21 protein-coding genes are annotated in these 21,617 nt (G+C 73.7%); 7 read left to right on the top strand and 14 right to left on the bottom strand.

Annotation, left to right across the window (positions count from 1 at the left end):
- Positions 1-13 precede the first annotated feature (13 nt).
- The 3 genes from HDA43_RS32405 to HDA43_RS32395 all read right to left on the bottom strand — a co-directional run bounded on the left by HDA43_RS32405 (position 14) and on the right by HDA43_RS32395 (position 3,748).
- Entirely contained in the window at positions 14-1,198 is a 1,185-nt protein-coding gene (locus tag HDA43_RS32405; RefSeq protein ID WP_179828357.1) for an acyl-CoA dehydrogenase family protein, read from the bottom strand.
- A gap of 30 nt (positions 1,199-1,228) precedes the next feature.
- Positions 1,229-2,650: a CaiB/BaiF CoA transferase family protein gene (locus tag HDA43_RS32400; protein WP_179828356.1), complete on the bottom strand. Its 1,422-nt coding sequence runs from the start codon at positions 2,648-2,650 to the stop codon at positions 1,229-1,231.
- A gap of 132 nt (positions 2,651-2,782) precedes the next feature.
- Positions 2,783-3,748, bottom strand: coding sequence for a LysR family transcriptional regulator (locus HDA43_RS32395; protein WP_179828355.1), 966 nt, complete (start codon positions 3,746-3,748; stop codon positions 2,783-2,785).
- 262 nt (positions 3,749-4,010) lie between these two features.
- Here HDA43_RS32395 and HDA43_RS32390 point away from each other — a divergent pair, with 262 nt between their 5' ends.
- A complete protein-coding gene (locus HDA43_RS32390) occupies positions 4,011-5,261 on the top strand; it encodes a serine hydrolase domain-containing protein (RefSeq protein WP_179828354.1) in 1,251 nt (416 codons plus the stop codon).
- Between the two features lie 49 nt (positions 5,262-5,310).
- Here HDA43_RS32390 and HDA43_RS32385 read toward each other — a convergent pair whose 3' ends face one another.
- Both HDA43_RS32385 and HDA43_RS32380 read right to left on the bottom strand, forming a co-directional pair.
- Positions 5,311-6,216, bottom strand: coding sequence for a Sco1979 family transcriptional regulator (locus tag HDA43_RS32385; RefSeq protein WP_179828353.1), 906 nt, complete (start codon positions 6,214-6,216; stop codon positions 5,311-5,313).
- Between the two features lie 108 nt (positions 6,217-6,324).
- Positions 6,325-6,570 carry a DUF397 domain-containing protein gene (locus tag HDA43_RS32380; RefSeq protein WP_179828352.1) on the bottom strand — a complete coding sequence of 82 codons (246 nt, stop codon included), beginning with the start codon at positions 6,568-6,570 and terminating at the stop codon, positions 6,325-6,327.
- Between the two features lie 158 nt (positions 6,571-6,728).
- On the opposite strand from HDA43_RS32380, the gene HDA43_RS32375 reads away from it, so the two are divergent.
- Positions 6,729-7,304, top strand: a complete 576-nt coding sequence (locus HDA43_RS32375) for an ATP-binding protein (RefSeq protein WP_179828351.1) — start codon at positions 6,729-6,731, stop codon at positions 7,302-7,304.
- Between the two features lie 102 nt (positions 7,305-7,406).
- The gene (locus HDA43_RS32370) at positions 7,407-8,225 is read left to right on the top strand and encodes an SAM-dependent methyltransferase (RefSeq protein WP_179828350.1); all 819 of its coding nucleotides are present in this window, start codon (positions 7,407-7,409) and stop codon (positions 8,223-8,225) included.
- 8 nt (positions 8,226-8,233) lie between these two features.
- Here the strand turns inward: HDA43_RS32370 and HDA43_RS32365 are convergent, their stop codons facing one another.
- The 3 genes from HDA43_RS32365 to HDA43_RS32355 form a co-directional block, all read right to left on the bottom strand.
- Complete coding sequence (locus tag HDA43_RS32365) at positions 8,234-9,868, bottom strand: RecQ family ATP-dependent DNA helicase (RefSeq protein ID WP_179828348.1); 1,635 nt, start codon at positions 9,866-9,868, stop codon at positions 8,234-8,236.
- Between the two features lie 188 nt (positions 9,869-10,056).
- Complete coding sequence (locus HDA43_RS32360; RefSeq protein WP_312873652.1) at positions 10,057-10,728, bottom strand: fasciclin domain-containing protein; 672 nt, start codon at positions 10,726-10,728, stop codon at positions 10,057-10,059.
- Positions 10,729-11,033: 305 nt separating this feature from the next.
- The gene (locus tag HDA43_RS32355) at positions 11,034-11,669 is read right to left on the bottom strand and encodes a hypothetical protein (RefSeq protein WP_312873651.1); all 636 of its coding nucleotides are present in this window, start codon (positions 11,667-11,669) and stop codon (positions 11,034-11,036) included.
- Positions 11,670-11,687: 18 nt separating this feature from the next.
- On the opposite strand from HDA43_RS32355, the gene HDA43_RS32350 reads away from it, so the two are divergent.
- Positions 11,688-11,891 (top strand): hypothetical protein, encoded by a 204-nt coding sequence (locus tag HDA43_RS32350; protein WP_179828344.1) that lies wholly within the window; start codon positions 11,688-11,690, stop codon positions 11,889-11,891.
- Here HDA43_RS32350 and HDA43_RS32345 read toward each other — a convergent pair.
- Positions 11,867-12,526: a VC0807 family protein gene (locus tag HDA43_RS32345; protein ID WP_179828342.1), complete on the bottom strand. Its 660-nt coding sequence runs from the start codon at positions 12,524-12,526 to the stop codon at positions 11,867-11,869. The two genes, HDA43_RS32350 and HDA43_RS32345, sit on opposite strands and share 25 nt — an antisense overlap.
- A 175-nt stretch (positions 12,527-12,701) precedes the next feature.
- Here HDA43_RS32345 and pgm point away from each other — a divergent pair, with 175 nt between their 5' ends.
- The gene (pgm, locus tag HDA43_RS32340; RefSeq protein ID WP_179828340.1) at positions 12,702-14,339 is read left to right on the top strand and encodes a phosphoglucomutase (alpha-D-glucose-1,6-bisphosphate-dependent); all 1,638 of its coding nucleotides are present in this window, start codon (positions 12,702-12,704) and stop codon (positions 14,337-14,339) included.
- Positions 14,340-14,455: 116 nt separating this feature from the next.
- Here the strand turns inward: pgm and HDA43_RS32335 are convergent, their stop codons facing one another.
- The 4 genes from HDA43_RS32335 to HDA43_RS32320 all read right to left on the bottom strand — a co-directional run bounded on the left by HDA43_RS32335 (position 14,456) and on the right by HDA43_RS32320 (position 17,732).
- On the bottom strand, positions 14,456-15,331 hold the full coding sequence (locus HDA43_RS32335; RefSeq protein ID WP_179828338.1) for a diacylglycerol/lipid kinase family protein: 876 nt from the start codon (positions 15,329-15,331) through the stop codon (positions 14,456-14,458).
- A 73-nt stretch (positions 15,332-15,404) separates the two neighbouring features.
- Positions 15,405-15,908: a hypothetical protein gene (locus tag HDA43_RS32330; RefSeq protein WP_179828336.1), complete on the bottom strand. Its 504-nt coding sequence runs from the start codon at positions 15,906-15,908 to the stop codon at positions 15,405-15,407.
- Between the two features lie 118 nt (positions 15,909-16,026).
- Positions 16,027-16,920: a TIGR03620 family F420-dependent LLM class oxidoreductase gene (locus tag HDA43_RS32325; RefSeq protein ID WP_179828334.1), complete on the bottom strand. Its 894-nt coding sequence runs from the start codon at positions 16,918-16,920 to the stop codon at positions 16,027-16,029.
- Between the two features lie 89 nt (positions 16,921-17,009).
- Positions 17,010-17,732: an NADPH-dependent FMN reductase gene (locus HDA43_RS32320; RefSeq protein WP_179828332.1), complete on the bottom strand. Its 723-nt coding sequence runs from the start codon at positions 17,730-17,732 to the stop codon at positions 17,010-17,012.
- A gap of 430 nt (positions 17,733-18,162) precedes the next feature.
- Between HDA43_RS32320 and HDA43_RS32315 the strand changes: the two genes are divergently transcribed.
- Complete coding sequence (locus tag HDA43_RS32315) at positions 18,163-19,383, top strand: collagen-binding domain-containing protein (RefSeq protein ID WP_179828330.1); 1,221 nt, start codon at positions 18,163-18,165, stop codon at positions 19,381-19,383.
- Here HDA43_RS32315 and HDA43_RS32310 read toward each other — a convergent pair.
- Entirely contained in the window at positions 19,298-20,440 is a 1,143-nt protein-coding gene (locus HDA43_RS32310) for an anhydro-N-acetylmuramic acid kinase (RefSeq protein ID WP_179828328.1), read from the bottom strand. The genes HDA43_RS32315 and HDA43_RS32310 overlap by 86 nt on opposite strands.
- Before the next feature lie 68 nt (positions 20,441-20,508).
- Between HDA43_RS32310 and HDA43_RS32305 the strand changes: the two genes are divergently transcribed.
- Entirely contained in the window at positions 20,509-21,537 is a 1,029-nt protein-coding gene (locus HDA43_RS32305) for an N-acetylglucosamine kinase (RefSeq protein WP_179828327.1), read from the top strand.
- The last annotated feature ends 80 nt before the right edge of the window (positions 21,538-21,617 follow it).

Here is a 21,617-nt window from a genome sequence, read left to right as displayed (position 1 = left end):
ACGGCGCCGCGGATCAGACGAAGGCGCTGTGGCCGGTGATCGCCTTGCCGACGATGAGGGTGTTCATCTCCCGGCTGCCCTCGAAGGAGTAGATCGCCTCGGCGTCGGCGAAGAGCTTGGCGATCTCGTGGTCCAGCACGATGCCGTTCCCGCCGAACAGCTCGCGGGCCCGGGAGACCACCTCGCGCATCCGCGTCGTGGTGAACGCCTTGGCCAGCGCGGCCTGCGCGGCGCCGGCCCGGTCCTCGTCCGCGAGCTGCGCCAGCCGGACCATCATGCCGAACGACGCGGTGATGTCGGCGAGCATCCGGACCAGCAGGTCCTGGATCATCTGGAAGCCCGCGATGGGGCGGCCGAACTGCACCCGCTCGACGGCGTAGGCGCGGGCCAGCTCGTAGGCGCGCACCGACACGCCCAGCGCCTGCCAGGCGACGTTGCCGCGGGTCCTGCGCAGCACCTCGGCGACGTCGCGGAAGCCGTTGACGCGCTGGAGCCGGTCGGCCTCGGGCACCTCGACGCCGGTGAGGGTGATGTCGGCGTTCTGCACCGCGCGCAGGGCGATCTTCCCCTCGATCTTGGAGGTGGTGAGGCCGGGGGCGCCCTTCTCCACGACGAAGCCCTTGACCTGGTCGTCGGCCACGTCGCGGGCCCACACGACGATCAGGTCGGCGAAGGTGCCGTTGCCGATCCACCGCTTGGCGCCGTCGAGGATCCAGCGGTCGCCCTCACGGCGGGCGGTGGTCCGCATGCCGCCGGCGACGTCGGAGCCGCCCTCGGGCTCGGTGAGCGCGAACGCGCCGATCTTGTTCCACTTGACCATGTCGGGCAGCCAGCGGTGGCGCTGCTCGTCGCTGCCGCCGCCGTCGATGCTGCCCATGGCGAGGCCGGTGTGCACGCCGTGGGCGACGGCGAGGGAGGGGTCGACGCGGTTCATCTCCAGCGAGACGAACCCGTTGAACAGCGCCCGCTGCGGGGCGTGGCCGCCGAACTCGGGGTAGGCGTGCCCGGCGAGGTCGAGTTCGGCGAACTTGCCGATGACCTCGAAGGGGAACTCCGACGACTCCCACGCCGCCCGGGCGAGGGGCCGGACCTCGCGTTCGAGGTAGTCGCGGATCTCGGCGAGCCGCGCCCGCTCGGCGTCGGTGAGCAGCTCGGCGAAACCGAAGAAGTCCGGATCGGGGTTGGCGTGCTTCGCCATGGAAATCACCTTGCTCTTTCAGTTCGGGGGTCAGTGCTCGGACACTTCCGATGCCCCCGGTTCCGCGGGGCAGGCCTCCGCCGGGCGGATCTCCGTACGGCGGGTCCCGGTACGGCGGGCATCCGTGGGACCGGTCCCCTCGGAGCGGGCCCGCGCGGCTGCGCGGCGGTCCAGCTCGGCCAGCACCTCCTCGGTGTCCTGACCGGGGCGCGGCGCGTGGCGCCGGACGGAGGCCGGGGTGGCGGAGAAGGCCACCGGCACCCCGATCACCCGGTAGGAGCCCTCGGTGGGGTGCTCGGCGACGTCCATCAGGTGGCCCTCGCGGACGTAGGGGTCGCCGGACGCCTCCTCCAGCCGCAGCACCGGGCCGAACGGGATGCTGTGCTTGGCGCAGACCTCGGCCCACTCGGCGGTGGTCAGCGCCGGGGTGACCGACTCCACCATCTCCGACAGGGCGACGCCGTCCCGGACGACGTCGATCTTCTCGCCGTTGACCCGGGGGTCGTCGGCGAGGTCGGGCCGGCCGGCGGCGGCGAAGAGGTCGCGGTGGTTCTGCGGGCTGTAGGGGATGACCATCGCCAGGCCGTCCCTGGTCGGCCGGGCCCGGTGGCCCCGGTTCAGGGCGGGGGCGTACCCGGTCGGCGCGAGGGGCGGCTCGAAGGTGTGCCCCTGCAGGTGCTCGACGAGGTTGAAGGCGATCATGGTGTCGGCCATCGGGACCTGCACGAGCTGGCCCTGCCCGGTGGCGCGCTGGTGGACCAGCGCCGCCAGCGTGGCGTAGACGATGGTCAGCGCGCTGACCTTGTCGGCGAGGATGGTCGGCAGCACCACCGGCCGCGCGATGTCGGCGGCGCGCTCGGCGACGTCGATCAGGCCGGAGGCGGCCTGAATGGTCTCGTCGTAGGCGGCCAGCCCGGCGCGGGCGGAGTCGGGGCGGAACCCCTGGGCGTGGGCGTAGACCAGCCGGGGGAAGCGTCCGCGCAGGCTCTCGTGGTCCATGCCCAGCCGGCGCAGCGCGCCGATGCGCATGTTCGTGATCAGGACGTCGGCCGTGGCGAGCAGGTCCATGGCCCGCTCGCGGTCGGCGTCGTCCTTGAGGTCGAGGCGGACGCTGCGCTTGTTGCGGTTGACGTTGAGGTACAGCGACGTCATGCCCGGGGTGCGGTGGACGGTGCCGTTGCGGGCGGTGTCCCGCGGCGGCTCGATCCTGATGACGTCCGCCCCGAGGTCGCCGAGGATCTGGGCGGCGTACGGGCCCATGACGACGGTGGACAGGTCGATGACCCGCACCCCCGCCAGCGGCCCGGACGGCTCCCCCGCCGACGGCCCGGACGGCTCCCGAGGCGGGGCGGCGGACGGCTCCCGCGGCGGCGTGGCGGTGACGGCGGGGTTCTCCGGCTCGGGCGCCCGCCGCGGCGTGGCGGCGCCGGTGTGGTTCTTCGGCTCAGGCATTGCGGCTCCCGACGGGCGCACGCACCCGTGAAGTGTTCTGCGTATTTCTCTCCTATTCAAATTACCCGCCGATACTTAGCCAGGCGAACTATTGGCCCGACCGATACGGAAAAGGCGGTGTGACCGCCGCGGTCACGCCGCGGGGGGCGCTTTCGGGAAACGGATCACACGGCGGCTCCGAAAGGGTTCGCCGAGCCCGGTCATCTCTTTCGCCCGCGCGACGAGACGGCGCAGCGCCGGGTCGGCGGCGTACCGGTCGGCGCGCCAGACGAGCCCCGTGACCAGGGAAGGATCGAAGTCCGAGAAGGGCAGGAGCACCGTGTCCTCGTGGCGGTACCTGCGCATGGCGGTCCGCTCGCCCAGTATGGAGACGGAGAACGCCGAGCCCTGCGCCACTATTTCCCCGGTGCCGGTGTAGTCCCCGGTTTTCAGGCGGATTCGCTGTTTTATTCCCGCCTCGGACAGCTCTCGGTCCAGCCGGTCGAAATAGGCGGGCGCCAGTCCGGGGGCGGCCACGACGTAGGCGTGGTCCCTCAGCTCGGCGAGCGAGACCGAGGTGCGCGAGCCGAACTCCGCGGCCGGGAGCACCGCCCCCAGCGGCTCGGTGAGCACCTCCAGCACCTCCAGCGCCGCCGCCTCCGGGCCGCGCACCGGCAGCCGGACGAACGCCGCCGTCAGCTCGCCCCGGGCCACCGCCCGCGCCAGGTCCTCGCTGCCGCCCGGCCAGCGCCTGAGGTCGTACCACCCGGCGAGCCGGCGTTCCAGGGTGCGCAGCCCCTCCCGCAGGCTCTCGTGCAGTCCCGGTGGGACGCCGACGAGGACGACGTCGCGCCCGCCGGCGGACACCCGGCTCAGCCGCCACGGGATGTCGTCGGCGCGGGCCAGGATGTCCCGGGCGATGGGCAGCAGCGTCGCGCCCGCCTCGGTGAGGCGGACGTGGTGGGAGTCGCGCTCGAACAGCGCGGCGCCGAGCTCGTGTTCCAGGTCGCGCACCCGGCGGCTCAGCGGCGAGGCGGCCATGTGCAGCCGCCGCGCCGCCCCCGAGAAGCTGAGCTGCTCGGCGACGGCGACGAAGTAGCGCAGGTGGAACAGCTCCACACCAGCGATGCTACGCGCGGCCGTACGGCCGGCCCCGCCCGCCGGGCGCGCGACCGCAGGTGGCCGCCCGGCCGCCGCGCGGGCGGGCACGGCCGGTCGTCGGCCTTCGACGGCTCGGTGTCCGGCCCGGCCGCCGCGCGCGGGCGGACACGGCACGCGGCCCTCCGGCGCCCGCCGTACCCGGGCGAACCAGAGATCACTTCCAGGAAATGTCCGTAAGATGCTGATCTTCCTGAAGTAAACCGATGCTGGAGGCCAGAAAGTGACGACGCTCAGCCGCCGGAACCTGCTCAGGGTGGGCGCGGGGGCGCTGCCCGCCCTCGCGCTGGGCGCCCGGCCCGCCCTGGCGGCTCCCCTCCTGCCGGGAGTCACGGTCTCCGGCACCGCCCCCTCCTCGCTGGCCGGGTTCGACGACGTGATGAAGACCTTCGTCAAGGAACGGGGCATCTCCAGCGCGCAACTCGCGATCACCAAGTACGGCAAGCTCGTGCTGGCCCGCGGATACACCTACTCGGACGGCTCACGCTACGTCCCGCAGACGACCCCGACCTCGCTGTTCCGCATCGCGAGCCTGAGCAAGCACATCACGGCCACCGCGATCATGCGGCTGGTCCAGGACGGCAGGCTGAGCCTGTCGGCCCCGGTCACCACGCTGCTGGGCCTGTCGGCCACCGCCGACCCCAGGCTCGCCCAGGTGACCGTGCTGCGCCTGCTGCAGCACCTCGGCGGCTGGGACCGGGACGCCTCGGGCGACCAGCTCTGGCAGGACCACGCGATCTCCGCCGCGCTGGACGTGCCGCTGCCGATCAGCCAGGACGACATCGTCCGCTACGCCACCGGACGGCCGCTGGACTTCGACCCGGGCTCGAAGATGGCCTACAGCAACTACGGCTACCTGCTGCTCGGCCGGATCGTCGAGAAGGTCTCCGGCATGGACTACGAGTCCTACGTCCGCCAGACGCTGCTCGCCCCGGCGGGGGTCACCCGGATGCGGATCGGCCGCAGCCTGCGGTCGGAGGCGCTGCCGGGCGAGGTGTCCTACGCCTCGCAGTACACCCGCAAGACGGTGCTGGACGACTCCGGCACCGTGGTGCCGTACCAGTACGGCGGGTTCAACGTGCCCAACCATGACGCCAACGGCGGCTGGGTGGCCTCGGCGGTGGACCTCGTGCGGTTCGCCCGCGTCTTCGACGCCGCCGGAACGGTGCTGAACTCCACGTCGATCTCCCGGATGTTCGCCAAGCCGGAGATCGGCGTCAGCGGCGACGGCTGGTGGTACGGCGCCGGCTGGTACGTCCGCCAGGTCACCGGCCACCTCAACACCTGGCACGCGGGCAGCATGCCGGGCACCTACACCTACCTGGCCCGGCTGCAGAACGGCTTCACCTACGCGGCCCTGTTCAACCGGCGGGAGGAGACGGGCACGCTCGACTTCGACGTGCTCAGCCCGCAGATGAACGCCGTCAAGGTGACGAGCTGGCCGACGACGGACCTGTTCGCGAAGTACCTCTGATGCTCCGGTGCGGTTCCGCCGCCCGTCCGCGCGGGCGGGCGGCGGGCCGTCAGAGCTCGTCGCGGATCCGCCCGAGGATCTCGGGGGTGCGCGAGGCCGGCTCGGCCTCGATGCAGAGCCGCTCCATCACCTCGATGTAGCGCTCCACCTCGTCGCGCTTCTCCAGGTAGACAGCGCTGGTGAGCTGCTCCAGGTAGACGATGTCCGGCAGGTCGGGCTGGGCGAAGCGCAGGATGCTGAAGGGCCCGCCGGCCGCGGCGTGGCCGCCGACGCTGAACGGCACGATCTGCACCGTCACGTTCGGCAGCTCCAGGGCTGCCAGGATGTGGTCGATCTGGCCGCGCATCACCTCGGCCCCGCCGAGCGGGCGGCGCAGCACCGCCTCGTCCAGCACCGCCCACAGGTGGGGCGGGTCGGAGCCGCGCAGCACCCGCTGGCGCGCCATGCGCAGCCGTACCCGGCGCTCCAGCTCCTCCTCGCCCGCGGCGGGGAAGCCGAGCAGGATCACGGCCCGCGCGTAGTCCTCGCTCTGCAGCAGGCCGGGCACGAACTGGACCTCGTAGTTGCGGATGCCGGAGGCCGACTCCTCCAGGCCGACGTAGGTCTCGAACCAGTTCGGCAGGACGTCGTTGTAGTTGTGCCACCAGCCGGTCTGGTTGGCCCGCTCGACGAGGGAGAGCAGGGGCCGGCGCTCGTCGTCGTCGGTCACGCCGTACATGGTGAGCAGGTCGGCGACGTCGCGGACCCGGAAGCTCACCCGGCCGAGCTCCATCCGGCTGATCTTCGAATGGGAGGCGCGGATGGCGTGGCCGGCCTCCTCCAGGGTGATGCCGCGGCCCTCCCGGAGCCGGCGTAGCTGGGCGCCGAGCATGATCCGGAGAACCGTCGAGCTGCCCCTCGGCGCGGCGATGGGGATCGGAACGGCCGGTTCGCCGTCGGCGCGAGGTATGGTCATCAGCAGTCCTTCGTGCGCGGAACGCGACCCCCCGCCCACTCTTTGTGGCCGTCGCGAGCCTTCACCGTACTCCGATCACTCGTTCCCGGCCACAGCGAATTTTATTCTTCAACCAATCGTGACAATAAGGTCGTCGAAATCCCCGCCCTTCACTCCCCTGACGAAGGCGTCGAGGTCGTTCCGGGTGTAGACCAGGGCCGGCCCGTCGGGGTCGCGGGAGTTGCGCACGGCGACCGCGCCGCCGGGCAGGGGAGCCAGTTCGACGCAGTTGCCACTGGGGTTGCTGAACCGGCTCTTGCGCCACACCGCTCCGGCCAGCAGGGCCGCCGAGACGCCGTTGAGCTGCTCGTTCATCCTCGCCTCTCACGGGAACCACAGGGAAGAAACGCCTCGATCATAGAGCTTTGTGCATCTGCACGTGCATCTGTACTTGCTTATGCACAACACTCATGGGCAATATAGCTATTCGCATTGCGCTTGTTACGCGAACGCCACGCATCCCAAGGTCACAGATGACTGGTCACCCCACGCACCCCGCCCCCTCCCTCCGGTCCGAGACCGGCGGATGGGAGCGGTGGCTGTCCCTCCTCGGCCGCATCCTTCCCCCGGGCGGCCCACCCCCCTGGTCCGGCGCCGAGGTCCCGGCCGGGCAGCTCCGCCTGGCCGCGCGCGGACTGTCCCACGATCGCTGGGCGGCCCGCACCGCGCGGGAGTTCGCCGCGGCCGCGCTGGTGTCCTGGGAGCTCGAACCCCTGGTCGACGACGCCTCCGTGGTGGTGTCGGAGCTGGTCACCAACGCGATGCGGCACGGGCTGCGGGGAGATGCCCGCGCCCGGCCGTTCCACGACGTCCGGGTCGTCGTCTGCCACACCGAGCGCGCGGTGCTGTGCGCGGTCACCGACCCCCGCGACGAGGGCCCCCGGCTGCGCGAGCCGGACCACGAGGCCGAGAGCGGCCGCGGCCTGCAGGTCGTGCAGGGGATCTGCGAGACGTGGGGATGGGCCCCGCTGGAGACCAGCGGCAAGGCCGTGTGGGCGTCGTTCGCCCTTCCCGGCGGGACCGCCCGGCGCCTGGAGGCGTGCCGCTGAGCCGCGGCGGAAAAATAAGAATATTTCTCTTTTTGTCCACTCGCCGATGTCTATCCTTCTCCGCCGGTGTTCTCTACCCTCACAGGCGACGAGGGAGGTGACATGAACGGCACGGACCGGCGTCCGCCACCGCGGCTGGACACGAGCACACCCAACGTCGCCCGGATGCTGGACTACATCCTCGGCGGCAAGGACAACTTCGCGGCCGACCGGGAGGCCGCCGAGCAGATCCTGGCGATCGCCCCGGAGATCAGGAACATGGTCGAGGAGACCGAGGCGTTCCTCGGCCGGGTGGTGCGTCACCTGGCCCACGAGGGGATCGACCAGTTCCTCGCCCTCGGCTGGGGCCTGCCCACCCGGGAGAACGTCCACCAGGTCGCCCGCTCGGTCGCCCCCGGGGCCCGCGTGGTCTACGTCGCCGACGACCCGGTCGCGCTCTCCCACGGCAGGGCGCTGCTGGCCACCGACGACGCCACCGCCGTCGTCCGGGGCGACGTCCTCCACCAGGACGAGCTGATGGCCGACCCGGAGCTGCGGGCGCTCATCGACCCCGACCGGCCGACGGCCGTCCTGATCACCAACGCGCTCCAGTTCATCCCCGACGAGGACGACCCGCACAAGAGCGTGGCGCTGCTGCGCGACTCGCTGGCGGTCGGCAGTCACCTCGTCATCGCCCACGCCGTCTTCGACGACCACCCCGAGGTGGCCGACCCGATCACCGCGGTCTACCGCAGGGTCCTCAGCCGCTACGGCGAGCGGGCCGCGCGCACGCGCCGCGAGGTGCTGCGCTTCTTCGACGGCATGGAGCTGGTGGAGCCGGGCTTCGTGTACGCCCGCCACTGGCGTCCCGACAACCCGCTCGCCGCGCGGCGCCCCACCAGGACCTGGACGATGGCCGGGGTGGCCCGCAAGACGGGCTGACCCGCCCGTCAGCGGGCCGCCGTCAGCAGGCCCTCGCGCTCGACCGCCTCCAGGAGGAGGGTCTTGTACCCGACCTCGTCGAACAGCACGGTGATGCGGTCGCTCTCCCTGCTCATCACCATGCCGTCGCCCCAGGAGCTGTGGCGCACCTTGGCGTGCATGGCGAAGGAGTCGCTGGGCTCGGACCCGGCGGGCGCGCCCTCCCGGCAGGTGTCGCACGCGCCGCAGGCGCGCTCGTACGGCTCGCCGAAGTACTCCAGCAGGAACCGGCGGCGGCAGCCGGTCGTCTCGGCGTAGCCGCGCATCATGTCGATGCGGGACTCGTCGATGCGGCGGCGGGTGTCGTCGATCTCGACGGCCCGCGCCGTCGCCTCCTTCGGCTCCGGCCCGCCGGGGACGACGCGCACGTCGCCCTCGGTGGTGATCTCGACCGCGCCGACCTTCTCCAGCAGGTTCACCACCCGGGTGAGCCGGGTGGGGCCGACGTCCAGCACGGCGCGCAGCTCGCCCGCCGGGACGGCGCCGCCGTGCTCGCCGAGCAACGTGGCGGTCCGCAGCAGAAGCTCCTCGTCGGCCCGGCCTCCGGCGAAGAAGCGGCGCAGGCCCAGGTCCTCCGGCCGGTAGAACAGCACGGCGGAGGCCGGGCCGCCGTCCCGCCCGGCGCGGCCGATCTCCTGGTAGTAGGAGTCGGGGGACTCCGGCGGGGCGGCGTGCAGCACGTAGCGCACGTCGGGTTTGTCGATCCCCATGCCGAACGCCGAGGTCGCCACGACGACGTCGACCTCGCCGTCGCGGAACAGCTCGTGCACCCGCTGCCGTTCGGCCGCCTTCATGCCCGCGTGGTAGGGCTCGACCCGGCGGCCCCGCTCGCGCAGCTCGGCGGCGTACTCCTCGGTGGCGCGCCGGGTGGCGACGTAGACCAGTCCGACGCCCTCGCGGGAGGCGGCGTCCTCCACCAGCGCCCGCCGCAGGTCCTCGGCCGTGACGAAGCGGCGCACCTCCAGGTCGATGTTGGGCCGGTCGAAGCCCCGCACGATCCGGTGGACGTCCCTCAGGCCCAGCGTCTGGACGATCTCCTCCTGGACCGACGGGGTGGCCGTGGCGGTCAGCGCCGCCACCGGCGGATGGCCGAGGGCCTCGATCACCCGCCCCAGGCCCAGGTAATCGGGGCGGAAGTCGTGTCCCCACGCCGACACGCAGTGGGCCTCGTCGATGGCGATCAGCGAGGGGCGGGCCGCGCGGAGCCGCTCGATCGTCTCGTGCTTGGCGAGCTGCTCCGGGGACAGGAACAGGAACTCCGCCGTGCCCTTGCGGATCGCCTCGAAGGACGCCTCGCTGTCGGACTGCGCGGAGTTGACGGCGACCGCCCCGCCGGCGTCGGCCTCCCGCAGCCCGGCCACCTGGTCGCGCTGCAGGGCGATCAGCGGCGACACCACCACCGTCGGCCCGTCGATGAGCAGCGCGGGGATCTGGTAGACGGCCGACTTGCCGGCCCCGGTGGGCATGACCACCAGCGTGTCCCCGCCGTCCATCAGGTGGCGCATGGCCTCCGGCTGCCCGGGACGCAGGTCGTCCCATCCGAAGGCCTCGCGGGCGGTCTCCCGCAGCCGCCGCGCCACCTGGCCGGACCCGCCCTCGCTCATAACGACTCCCCCGTCCCTGCTCGAATACCCCGCCCGTTCCCACGGACGGGCGGGGTAGTCCTCGACGAGGAGACGAAGGAGAAAGGCCTCGTCAGAAGCTCGGCCGGAGGCGCCGTCAGTGGCGCCGCCGGGAGCGCCGTCGGAGGCGCGGTCAGGGGCGTCCGCCGCGGGCGCCCCCGCCCGGCCGGTCAGCTCGGCGACGCCGAGGCCGACGCCCCGGCCTCGGGCATCAGGACCGAGTCGATGAGGTAGATGGTGGCGTTGGACGTCTGGATGTTGCCGCAGAGGATCTTGGCGTCGTTGACGGTGTACTCCTCACCGGAGCCCGAGACGTTCAGCGTGCCGCCGCCCACTGTGGTCAGCGTCCCGCTGGCGAGGTCGGCCTGGGTCTTGCGGCCCTCGACGACGTGGTTGTGGATGATCTTGGTGAGCTGTTCCTTGTCCTGCAGGACCTTGGCCATGGCCTCCTTCGGGATCTTGGTGAAGGCCTCGTTGACGGGTGCGAACACCGTGATGTTCTGGGCGGACTTCAGCTGGTCGGTCAGCCCGGCGGCGTGGACGGCCTTGTTGAGCGTGGACAGCTGGGGAATGTCCTGCAGGGCCTGGTCGAGCGACTCGTTCTTCAGCTCGGCCGGGCTGCCCTTGCCCTCCGCCGGCAGCTGGGAGCAGCCGGGGCCGAACGGCTGGCCCGCCTCACCGGCCGACGGCGAGCCGGACATCTCGGTGGGTCCGGGGGAGGTCATGTCCGTAGGCCCCGGGCTGGGCGTGGTGAGGAAGGAGGCCGCGGTGACGGCCTGCGCCGCCGGGGCCGCCGCCAGGGTGAGGGCCGCCAGTGCCGAGGCGAGAAGAGACTTCTTCACGGTGATCTCCTTGTCGGACGGTTGAGCCCTCCGGGATCCGGTCGGGCGGACCCGAAGGTGCCCATCGTTCTCTTCGTTGATCGATTCCCCCACAATTTGCCGATAAATACCGCATAAGGTGACTCTTGACCACATATCTCCCTAAGTGATCAGTTGGGGGCGCGGTCATGGTGTGTCGCCGTACCGGGGGGTGGACGGTCCCGACGCTCCACGCCCGGCACGGCTCAGAGCGGGCGGCGGCCCGAGGCCGGCCGGCACGGCGTCGGCCGGGGCTCGCGGGGCTCGCGGGCGGCCCCGCGCGGGCTCTATCCGAGCCGTACCGTGATCTCCCCGCCGAGCTGGAAGCCGCCGGTCAGCTCCAGGTCGTCGCCGCTCCAGAAGCGGCCGGGGTCGTACCAGTGGGGCCGGCGCCCGGCCGGGAGCAGGCCCATCTCCTCGTAGGTGACGGCGACGACCTCCGCGCAGTAGGCGCTCTCCAGGGCGTTGCCGGTCGCGGCGCGCCGGAGGGCCCGCGGCACCCGCCCGCGCAGCCAGCGCCCGGCGAGCCGGGCCGTGGAGGGGAACGGCGTGCCGTCCAGCCGGGAGATGACGCGCAGCACCGCGTCCTCCATCTCGGCGGTGACCTCGGGTTCGAGCTGGCGCAGCCAGCCGCGCTGGCCGTACCGGGTGGCCCAGACGCGGACCGCGTCGCGCAGGTCGTGCAGCTGGACGCCGCGCTGGTGGGTGCCGGACCACAGGTCGGGCAGCGACCGGCCCAGCTCGGCGTGCCACATCAGGGGAGGCATGTCCTCGATGACGACGGACATGCCGACGTGGTTGACGGGGCTGTTCGTCACCGTCTGGATGGCCCGGTCGGGCACGCTGCGGCCGCGGAACAGCCACACGTCGCCGGTGCGGGTCAGGTTGACCGCCTCGTCGAGGCTGACGCTTTTGCCGATCACGGGAAGTAGCCTAGGCACATGCGGTGGTGGAAGATAGTCGGCCTGGCCGGGGTGGCGGGCGTCGCGGCGACCGGGGCGGTGGTGGTCCGGGCCGAGCGGCGGCGGCGTTCCTACACGCCGGAGGAGATCCGGGCCCGGCTCCGGGCCCGCCTGGAGGAGATCGAGGAGACCTCCGCGACCGGACCCGGCGCGGACGGTCACTCCGGCGCGGCGGAGGCGTAGACGCGGCGGTCGAACAGGCCCGCGCGCACCTGGTAGACGTTGACGATCACCAGCATGAGCACCGAGTAGAGCGCGTACAGCCCGCCGTTCAGCCCCACGGCGAGATCGACGGGCAGGGCGAAGGCGATCACCGCGCGGACCGCCGCGTCGGCCAGCGCCCCGGCCCCCCAGATGATCGTGGAGACCCGCCAGATGCGGCGGAAGAGCGGCGAGTGCTCCCACAGTTCGTCCCACGGCCGCCACCGGGCGACGGCCCACCCCTCCAGCAGCGGCCGGGACAGCCGCATCGCCATCGGCCTGGGGCCGTGGACCGGGTCGCCGCCGCGCGCCGAGTACAGGAACCACCCGCCGAAGGCCGCCATCAGCAGGGCTCCCTTGAGGAGGATGAGGCGGGGGCTCCCGGTGACCAGCGTCAGGCCGGCCCCGGCCAGCGTCACACCCGTCATGAAGAGGCCCACCGGGTCGAGCCGGCGCTCCCTGACGAAGGTGAGGGTCATGCCCGCGCCCGGCATCAGCGAGCAGGTGAGCAGCGCGGCGGTCTCGCCGAGGCCGGCCGCGCGCAGCAGGTAGTAGAGCCCGGCGGGCGCCACCAGGTCGACCAGCAGGAGGAGCCCCGCGCGGGCGCGGCCGTTCATCGGGGCCCCCGGGGCCGGCTCGGCACGCGCACCGTTTTTACTCCCATGAGTAATAAATAACTCAGACAAGTAATAACCGCAAGGGGTGAACGCCGAAGGGGGCGGTGAGCCGCCGATTCGCGGGTAAGTACCGTTGGCCTTGGCGATGTGGCCCCGGTGAGGTGAGGAGAATCTGATGACGCACGACCGCGCGGGCAAGCCCGCACAGCCGTCCGACCTGGTCGACGTGGCCCGGCTGGTGACCGCCTACTACTCCCTGCGCCCCGACCCCGGCGAGGTCGGCCAGCGGGTGGCGTTCGGGACCTCCGGTCACCGCGGCTCGTCGCTGAAGACGGCCTTCAACGAGGACCACATCCTCGCCACCAGCCAGGCCATCGTGGAGTACCGGGCGGAGCAGGGCATCGACGGCCCGCTGTTCCTCGGGGCCGACAGCCACGCGCTGTCGGAGCCTGCGCGGGTGTCGGCGCTGGAGGTCTTCGCCGCCAACGGGGTGCGGGTCCTGATCGACGACCGCGACGGCTACACCCCGACCCCGGCGGTCTCCCACGCGATCCTCACCCACAACCGGGGCCGTACGGCCGGCCTCGCCGACGGCGTGGTGGTGACGCCCTCGCACAACCCGCCCGCCGACGGCGGCTTCAAGTACAACCCGCCGAACGGCGGCCCGGCCGACACCGACGCCACCTCCTGGATCCAGGACCGCGCCAACACCCTCATCGCGGAGGGGCTGAAGGGCGTGCGGCGCGTCCCCTACGCGAAGGCGCTGGCCGCCGGGACGACCGGGCGCTACGACTTCCTCGGCACCTACGTCGACGACCTGCCCTCGGTGCTGGACCTCGACGCGATCCGGTCGGCCGGGGTGCGGATCGGCGCCGACCCGCTGGGCGGAGCGAGCGTCGCCTACTGGGGGGAGATCGCCGAGCGGCACCGGCTGGACCTGACGGTGGTCAACCCGCTGACCGACCCGACGTGGCGGTTCATGACCCTCGACTGGGACGGCAGGATCCGGATGGACTGCTCGTCGCCGTACGCGATGGCCTCGCTGATCCAGAACCGCGAGGCGTACGACGTGTCCACCGGCAACGACGCCGACGCCGACCGGCACGGCATCGTCACCCCCGACGGCGGCCTGATGAACCCCAACCACTACCTCGCGGTGGCGATCTCCTACCTCTACTCGCACCGGCCGGACTGGCCGGCCGGCGCCGGGGTGGGCAAGACGCTGGTGAGCAGCGGCATGATCGACCGGGTGGCCGCCGACCTGGGCCGGCGCCTGATGGAGGTGCCGGTCGGCTTCAAGTGGTTCGTGCCGGGGCTGCTGGACGGCTCCCTCGGCTTCGGCGGCGAGGAGAGCGCCGGGGCGTCGTTCCTGCGCCGCGACGGCGGGGTGTGGACCACCGACAAGGACGGGATCATCCTGGCGCTGCTGGCCTCGGAGATCACCGCGACCACCGGCCGCTCGCCGAGCGAGCACTACGCCGCGCTGACCGGGAGGTTCGGCGACCCCGCCTACGCCCGGGTGGACGCCCCCGCCTCCCGCGAGGAGAAGGCGATCCTGTCCCGGCTCTCGGCCGACCAGGTCACCGCCGACACCCTCGCCGGCGAGCCGATCAAGGAGGTGTTCACCACCGCGCCCGGCAACGGCGCCCCGCTGGGCGGGGTCAAGGTCGCCACCGACAGCGCCTGGTTCGCCGCCCGCCCCTCCGGCACCGAGGACGTCTACAAGATCTACGCCGAGTCCTTCAAGGGACCCGAGCACCTCGCCCAGGTGCAGGAGGCCGCCCGGGACCTGGTGTCGCAGGCGCTGAAGTAAGGGGACCCCGCGGGTCCGGGGCGGGACACCGGCCCGGACCCGCGGGGCGGCGCCCGCGGCGATGACCCGAAGGGCCGGTGGCGGCCCGCCCGGCCGGACACCTCGAGGTCACGACGCTAGGCGAACATGCGCCAGGCGGCGGGGACGACCCTCCAGTGCCGCCTGGCCGCCGGGCCGGTCAGCTCGCCGTCGGCGTTCGCCGGCACGGGCTCGCCCTCGACCGCCACGTCGCGGCCCCGGGCGGTGACGACGTCCCGCAGCTCCGGGTGGCGTCCGCCCCGCAGCCGCAGCGCGTAGACGAGCCGCCGCACCGGCCCGGTGGTCAGCGCCGCGACGACGTCCACCATGCCGTCGTCGGGCCTGGCCTCGGGGGTCAGCGGGGTGCCGCCACCGATGGTGACGCCGTTGCCGACGCCGAGCATGAGCAGCCGCCGGTCGGTGAGCGTCCGGCCGTCCACGGTCACGCGCAGCCGCCAGCCGGTGCTCCGCACGCCCGCGAGCAGCGCGCCGACGGCGTAGGCGAGCTTTCCGAAGCCGGGCTTGAGCGGCGTGGCCCGCTCGGACGCCTCCGCCCCGACGCCGAGGTGCACCGCGTTGACGACGATCCCGCCCTCGTCGTCCACCAGCAGGTCCAGGGGGCGCGGCCGGCCGGCGAGCACGACGCGGGCGGCCTCCTCCGGATCCAGCGGGATGCCCAGCCCGCGGGCGAAGTCGTTGCCGGTGCCCATGGGGATCAGCCCCACGACGCGGGAGCCCAGCTCGCCGCGCCGGTGCAGGGCGGCGACCGCCACGTGCAGCGATCCGTCACCGCCCAGCACGACCACGTCCCGGCGGGGGTGGGCGTCGAGCGCCTCGCCGAGATCCCTCTCCCCCTCGCCCGTCGTGACCTCGACGACGTCGGCCCCGGCGCGCAGCGTCTTCAGCGCCGCGTCCCGCGCGGCGTCGTCGGCGCTTCCCGCTCCCCCGTTGCAGACCGCCAGCAGCTCCGCCATGCCGTCCCTCCCGGTTCCCCTGCCGTGCCTCACCTCCCCGGTCACTGCCCGCCACGGGCGCGGTCACGCGCGGTCAGCCCGCCCTCCACCAGCGGGCCGCCGTCCAGATCCCCGCGGCGAGGGCGAACAGCCCGCCGAGGCCGTACGCCCAGGCGGTCGTCGTCTCCGACAGGTAGCCGTTGCCCACGATCAGCACCGCCATGACCACCACGCTCAGCATGCCCACGCCCAGCCCGGTGAGCAGGGCGAGCAGGAACGCCTTCAGCAGGCGGACCGGCAGCCGGTCCCGGCGGGGCGGCGCCAGGACCGCCACCAGCCGCCGGACGACGATCTCGGGGTCGTCGCCCAGCCGCCCGGCGGCGAACTGGGTGGGCATCCGGCCGTGTTCCGGCTCGCTCAGGTAGATCCATCTGCTGCCGTCCAGGAAGACCGCCGCGTCGGCGGAGCCGGGCAGGCGCAGCGACAGGAAGGGGGTGCCCTCGGGGAACTCCCTGCGGTCGTGCCGGATGACGGGCGCGGTGACGTCGAACGCCGCGCTCAGCGCCCGCAGCGCCCGCTCCTCGATCAGGTCGCCCATGGCGCTCTCCCCCTCCCCCGTATGTCCATGGTTTCGTACGGCGAAGCGGAGCGGTTGCCGGACCCCGGGTTCCCGGGCCACCGGCTCCTCGGCGGCCCCTCGGCGGCCTTTCCGCCCCTCAGTTCCGGGGCCGCACGGCCAGGGCGGGCGCCAGCTCGGCGAGCTGGGTGACGCCGCGGCGCAGGTCCGGAGGGAGCGGCTGGAGGGCGACGTGGTCGGCCCCGGCGGCGAGGTGGGCGTCGACGCGCCTGGCGACGGCCTCGACGTCGCCCCACGCGACGATCGCGTCCACGAGCCGGTCGCTGCCGCCACCGGCGAAGTCGTCGTCGCCGTAGCCGAGGTGACGGAGGTTGCCGGTGTAGTTCGGCAGCTTCAGGTAGGGGCCCATGTGCTCACGGGCGATCCGCCGGGCGGTGGCCGGGTCGCGTTCCAGGAGCACGGCCTGCTCGGGGGCGAGGATCGGGGCGGATCCGAGGATCTCGCGGGCCGCCCTGGTGTGCTCGGGCGGCACGAAGTAGGGGTGGGCGCCGTCGGCCTTGTCGCGGGCGAGCTCCAGCATGCGGGGGCGCAGCGCGGCCAGCAGCACGGGCGGGGGCGGGACGGCCTCCATCGGCAGCGCCTCCCGCGCCTGGCGCATCGCGTCGAGGTAGGCGCTCATCGCGGCGCGGGGGCGGCTGTAGTCGTGGCCCCGGGAGGTCACCAGAGGTGCGTGGCTGACGCCGATGCCGAGGACGAACCGGCCCGGGTACGCCTCGCCGTACGTCCAGGCCCCGGCCGCCATGGCGGTGGCGTCGCGGACCCAGATGTTGGCGATGCCGGTGGCGACCGTGACCTCGCGGGTGGCGGCGAGCAGGATGCCCGCGGTGCTCATCGCCTCCCGGCCGGCGGCCGCCTCGCCGTACCAGATCGTGCCGTAGCCGAGGTCCTCGATCTCCGCCGCGGCCCGTCGCGCGTCAGCGACGGGGGCGCGGGTGAGAAGGGGGTGCCACACGCCGATCTGTCCCAAGCCCATGGCCGCCCCCCGTCAGCTCGCGCGGGACCGGCCCGGCCGGTCCCGCGCCCGTTCCGCCCGGACGGCGGAACGTCATCCCGTCACGGGGACTACCCCGCCTGGGTCCTGGCCAACACCTGCGGCGCGGCCGGCGCCGGGAGCCTGACGGACGCCGGGGACGGGATGGGCGCCGAACCCGGGGCGGGGACCGTACGCGCGGCGGGTGCCGGGAGCCTGACGGACGCCGGAGACAGGACCGCCGCCGAACCCGGGGCGGGGGCGGGAACCGTACGCGTGGCGGACGGCGGGACCGTGGCGCCCTGCGGCGCGCACAGGTGGCGCAGCACCGGGCGGAGCCGGTCGCGGAGCTCCGGGTCGGCGATCCGCCCGGCCTCGTCGAACCGGCCCGCGGCCGGCGACACCGGCAGGTCCACGCCGTGCACGACGGCGCCGGCGACGCCGAGGACGCGGCGCAGCTCGATCTGCGTCCAGATCGCCTCGTACGGGCGCAGGCAGGCGGTCACCACGCCGACCGGCTTGTCCACCAGGACCGCGCCGCCGCGCCGGGACGCCCAGTCGAGGGCGTGGCGGAGCTGCGGGGGCAGGACGCTGTACGCCGGGGCGGCGATCAGCACGCCGTCCGCGGCGGACAGCGCCCGGCACAGCTCCTCCACCGGGCCCGGAAGCGGGCCGTCCCCGAACGGCGGGACCTCCTCCAGCCCCTCCCAGATCCCGAATCCGGCCGAGGCCGGCAGTTCGTGCCCGGACGCCTCCAGCAGCCTCCTGACGTACGCTCCCGAGCGCAGGCTGCCCGCGATTCCAATGATCTTCATCCCCGACCCCATTCTGTCGCCACGCTGCGACGTATGAGCGAGGGAAAACTCGCCGACGCGGTCACGCGAACGCGGCCGGCGGCGCGCGAGTCCCCAGGCTGTCCGGCAAACCCGCTGTACGAAGGCGGGGTGACCCACCACGGAAGATCCCTCTGCGGCCGCCCGGGAGCGGTTCCGTCCCCCGTCCGGACCGGACCGGTGGGTGCTCCTCTCCCGGGTGCCGCCACGACACACGTCACCGGGCTTCGCGCTCCATCACGTCGTTCGCCCCTGCCCCCGGAAACGGGTCCCGAACATGACGTACATCACATCTTTCACAGAGGATCGCCAGATTCCCTCCAGGAACATCCGGCGCGCGGCGCGGCGCGGCCGGGAACGCGCCCCCGCTCCCCAGACTCGGCCGGGGAGACGGATCGGGTACGGGGGACTCATGCGCGCGCTGAGGCACTGGCTGGGGCTGGGAGCCTGCGGCATCGGCGCGGGGGTCTTCGCGCCGGTCTCCGTCCCGGCGCGGGAACCGGTCAACCCGGTCAGCGGGAACAACGGCTTCACCGTCATGGTGGAGCGGGACGCCACGCTGGCGAGCGGCGGGAACGAGGGCACACTGGCGATCGGCGGGGACCTCGTCCTGGCCGGTGACCACCGGGTCGCCCTCGCCACGGCCGGCTCCCACGTCGTCGGCGGCGACACCCGGCCGACGGCGCTGGTGGTGGGCGGCCGGGTGGCCTTCGGCCGGAGCGCCGCCACCGGCCGCGTCGCGGTCCTCTCCCGCGGCCACGCCAAGATCGGTTCCCTGGCGGGCTCCGTCGTCATGGACACCGACGACAACGGGGTGCCGGCCCGCACGCGGGTGAACGCCACGGGGGACTACGAGGACCCCAGGCGGGTCGAGCTGAGCGTCCGGCAGCCCGCCGCCTCGGTGGGCCCGGCCACCGTCTTCGACTTCCGGCGGCTCTTCGGCACCTACCGGGAACGGGCGGCGGCGCTGGCGGAGTGCGGGAACAACGTCGTGCTGCGCGACGCGGCCGGCCGGCCGTTCCCCGGCGGGACGGTCCCTCCGGGCTCCACCGTGCGGATCGGCCTGACCCGCGGCGTCACCAACGTCGTACGGACGACCGGCCGGGACCTGGCCGCCATCGCCCGTCTGGTCTTCGGCCGCGGGCCGACGGCGGCCTCGCCCCTGCTGGTCGTCGTGGACACCACCGCCGAGGGCGGCGTCCTCACCTGGGTACCGCCCGCCGTCACCGGGATCGGCGGGAAACAGGCGCGCTTCGTCCTGTTCGACTTCCCGGACGCCGTCTCGATCACCATGCCCCCCGGGCGGGGCGGGACCGTCAAGGGGACGATCTACGCGCCGGACGCCACCCTGACCGACACGAACCCGGCCGGCATCGACGGCAACGTCATCGTCGGCTCCCTCGTCCAGGGCGGGCCGGGGAGCGACGGCGGGAGGATCCGCGATCTTCCGTTCGGCGCCGTCCTGGACTGCCCCGCCGCCGCTCGTACGGGTGCCCGTCCTCCATCGGGCGGAGCGGCCGTCAGGCTTCCATCGGGCGGAGCGGCCGTCAGGTGGAAGCGGTCCTCATACGCAGCCGGGCGGGTGCCCGGGGCGGCGGTTCGGGCAGCCGCAGCGGCCCCCGGCCGGGGGTGACGCTGCCGAGCACCCGCGGCCCCGAGGCGCCCGTGCACTCCGGGACGGTCCCGGGCAGGCCGTGGGCGGTCAGCCAGCCGAGGAAGGAGAAGGCGATCGCCTCCTTGGCTCCGGACGGCACGCCGAGCTCGTCGCTGAGCACGATCCGCGCCTCCCCGGCGCGCTCGCGCAGCATGGCCATCATGACCGGGTTGCGCGTCCCGCCGCCGGAGGCGACGACCGTGCCGAGCCGGTGCCGCCGGATCTCCGCGGCGGCGGTCTCGGCCGTCAGCGCGGTCAGCGTCGCCACCAGGTCGGGCAGGGCCAGGCCGTACGGCCCGGCGACGGCGTCGAGGTAGCCGGGGTGGAACAGCTCCTTGCCGGTGCTCTTGGGCGGCGCCGCCCGGTAGTACGGCTCGGCCAGCAGTTCGGTGAGCAGCCCCTCGTGCACCGTGCCGGCCGCGGCGAGCCGCCCGTCCTCGTCGTACGGCAGGCCCGTGGCCGCCGCGACGGCCGCGTCGATCAGTGCGGACGCCGGGCCGGTGTCGTAGGCGAGGCCGGGCTCCCGGACGGTCAGGTTGGCGATGCCGCCGAGGTTCAGGGCGCCGCTGCGGCCGGGCAGCCCGGCCAGCAGCGGCAGGTCGAAGGAGGAGACCAGCGGGGCGCCCTGCCCGCCCGCGCTCACGTCGCGCGAGCGCAGGTCGGAGACCACGGGGACGCCGGTCCGCTCGGCGATCCAGGCGGCCTGGCCGAGCTGGAGGGTGCCGCGCACCCGCCCGTCCTCGACCCAGTGGTAGAGCGTCTGGCCGTGCGAGCAGACGAGGTCGACCGGCCCGCAGCCGGCGGCGGCGTCGGCGAACGCCTGGCCGATCAGGGTGTCGAGGCGGCAGACCTCCCCCATGTCGGCCGGGCGGGGCGGCAGCGCGGCGACGATCCGGGCACGCAGCGCGGCGTCGTAGGGCCGCTCGCCGATGTGCTCCACCACCCCGGTGAGCACGTCGCCGTCCAGCGACCAGTCCACCACCGCGCTGTCGATGCCGTCGTGAGATGTTCCCGAGATCAGACCGAGTACCCGCACACCTTCTCCTTGCAGGATTTTTTCACGACAATATAGTCACAGGAAAATTGGCTACAGATGGAGCTTCCGTGACGGCACTGGTCATCGGCGTTGACGGCGGCGGGACGAGCACGCGGTGCGTGGTGGCGACCGTCTCCGGGGAGGTCGCCGGGCGGGGATACGGCGGGGGTTCCAACATCCTGTCGTCCGCCGACCCGGGCGGCAGCCTGCGCGGGGCGCTGCTGGCCGCGCTCGCGGGGCTCGACCCCGGCGAGGTGACGGCCGGCGTGTTCGGCCTGGCGGGCGGGGACTCGGCGCGCGAGCGGACCGAGGCCGTCGCCGCGGAGGCGTGGCGGGCGGCCGGCCTGCCCGGACGGCCCTCGGTGGTCTCCGACGCGCTCGCCGCCTTCGCCGGGGCGACCGCGGAGGCGTCCGGCGCGGTCCTGATCGCCGGGACCGGCGCGGTGGCCGCCCGGATCGACGACCGGCGCGTCACCGGCCGGGCCGACGGGTACGGCTGGCTGCTCGGCGACGAGGGCTCGGGGACGTGGATCGGGCGGCGCGCCGTACGGGCGGTGCTGGCCTCGGTCGACGGACGGGCGGCGCCCACCGCGCTGCTGGGCTGCTTCGGCGACGCGGCGGAGCCGGCACCGTCGCGGTCGCCGGAGCAGGCGGGACCGGGACCGGCGGCACCGGGACCGCTGGGATCGGCGGGATCGGCTCCGTCGGCGCCATCGGCGCCGTCGGCGCAGGAGATCGTGCGGCTGGTCCACGCGGGGATCGCCGAGTCCGGCCCGGCGTGGCTCGCGCGGCTGGCGCCGGCCGTGGAGGCCGCAGCCCGGGACGGCGACGCCGCGGCCACGGCGATCCTGGATGAGGCCGCGCGGCGGCTGGCCGCCACCGTGGGAGCGCTGGGTCCCGTCTCGGGGCCGCTGGTGCTGGCCGGATCGCTGCTCACCGAACCCACGCTGCTCGCCGGGAAGGTACGCGCCGGGCTGGCCGGGACCGTGGTCACCGCCCGCGACAGCGCCGCCGGGGCCGCCGCCCTCGCGCTGCACGCGGCCGGCGCGGGCGCCGTCCCCGACCCGCTCGCCGCCCACCGCCGCCTGATCGGCTGACCCCCTCCGGCGGCCGGGCTCCGTGCCTCGCCGCCGTCCCGGGGCCGTCTCTCCGCGGTGCGGGCAGCCAGTAGGGTTCA

Origin of the sequence: Streptosporangium sandarakinum (genome assembly GCF_013409935.1) — a bacterium.
Classification (GTDB): Bacteria; Actinomycetota; Actinomycetes; order Streptosporangiales; family Streptosporangiaceae; genus Streptosporangium; species Streptosporangium nondiastaticum.
Note: the sequence above shows the minus strand (reverse complement) of the source record. Positions and strands in the feature narration are given on the sequence as shown.

What these genes read in the sequence shown, in the direction of transcription:
- HDA43_RS32405 (WP_179828357.1), bottom strand. Translation starts at nt 1,198, where the DNA reads ATGGCGAAGCACGCCAACCCCGATCCGGACTTCTTCGGTTTCGCCGAG.
- HDA43_RS32400 (WP_179828356.1), bottom strand. Translation starts at nt 2,650, where the DNA reads ATGCCTGAGCCGAAGAACCACACCGGCGCCGCCACGCCGCGGCGGGCG.
- HDA43_RS32385 (WP_179828353.1), bottom strand. Translation starts at nt 6,216, where the DNA reads ATGACCATACCTCGCGCCGACGGCGAACCGGCCGTTCCGATCCCCATC.
- HDA43_RS32380 (WP_179828352.1), bottom strand. Translation starts at nt 6,570, where the DNA reads ATGAACGAGCAGCTCAACGGCGTCTCGGCGGCCCTGCTGGCCGGAGCG.
- HDA43_RS32375 (WP_179828351.1), top strand. Translation starts at nt 6,729, where the DNA reads ATGACTGGTCACCCCACGCACCCCGCCCCCTCCCTCCGGTCCGAGACC.
- HDA43_RS32370 (WP_179828350.1), top strand. Translation starts at nt 7,407, where the DNA reads ATGAACGGCACGGACCGGCGTCCGCCACCGCGGCTGGACACGAGCACA.
- HDA43_RS32365 (WP_179828348.1), bottom strand. Translation starts at nt 9,868, where the DNA reads ATGAGCGAGGGCGGGTCCGGCCAGGTGGCGCGGCGGCTGCGGGAGACC.
- HDA43_RS32350 (WP_179828344.1), top strand. Translation starts at nt 11,688, where the DNA reads ATGCGGTGGTGGAAGATAGTCGGCCTGGCCGGGGTGGCGGGCGTCGCG.
- HDA43_RS32345 (WP_179828342.1), bottom strand. Translation starts at nt 12,526, where the DNA reads ATGAACGGCCGCGCCCGCGCGGGGCTCCTCCTGCTGGTCGACCTGGTG.
- pgm (WP_179828340.1), top strand. Translation starts at nt 12,702, where the DNA reads ATGACGCACGACCGCGCGGGCAAGCCCGCACAGCCGTCCGACCTGGTC.
- HDA43_RS32335 (WP_179828338.1), bottom strand. Translation starts at nt 15,331, where the DNA reads ATGGCGGAGCTGCTGGCGGTCTGCAACGGGGGAGCGGGAAGCGCCGAC.
- HDA43_RS32330 (WP_179828336.1), bottom strand. Translation starts at nt 15,908, where the DNA reads ATGGGCGACCTGATCGAGGAGCGGGCGCTGCGGGCGCTGAGCGCGGCG.
- HDA43_RS32325 (WP_179828334.1), bottom strand. Translation starts at nt 16,920, where the DNA reads ATGGGCTTGGGACAGATCGGCGTGTGGCACCCCCTTCTCACCCGCGCC.
- HDA43_RS32320 (WP_179828332.1), bottom strand. Translation starts at nt 17,732, where the DNA reads ATGAAGATCATTGGAATCGCGGGCAGCCTGCGCTCGGGAGCGTACGTC.
- HDA43_RS32315 (WP_179828330.1), top strand. Translation starts at nt 18,163, where the DNA reads ATGCGCGCGCTGAGGCACTGGCTGGGGCTGGGAGCCTGCGGCATCGGC.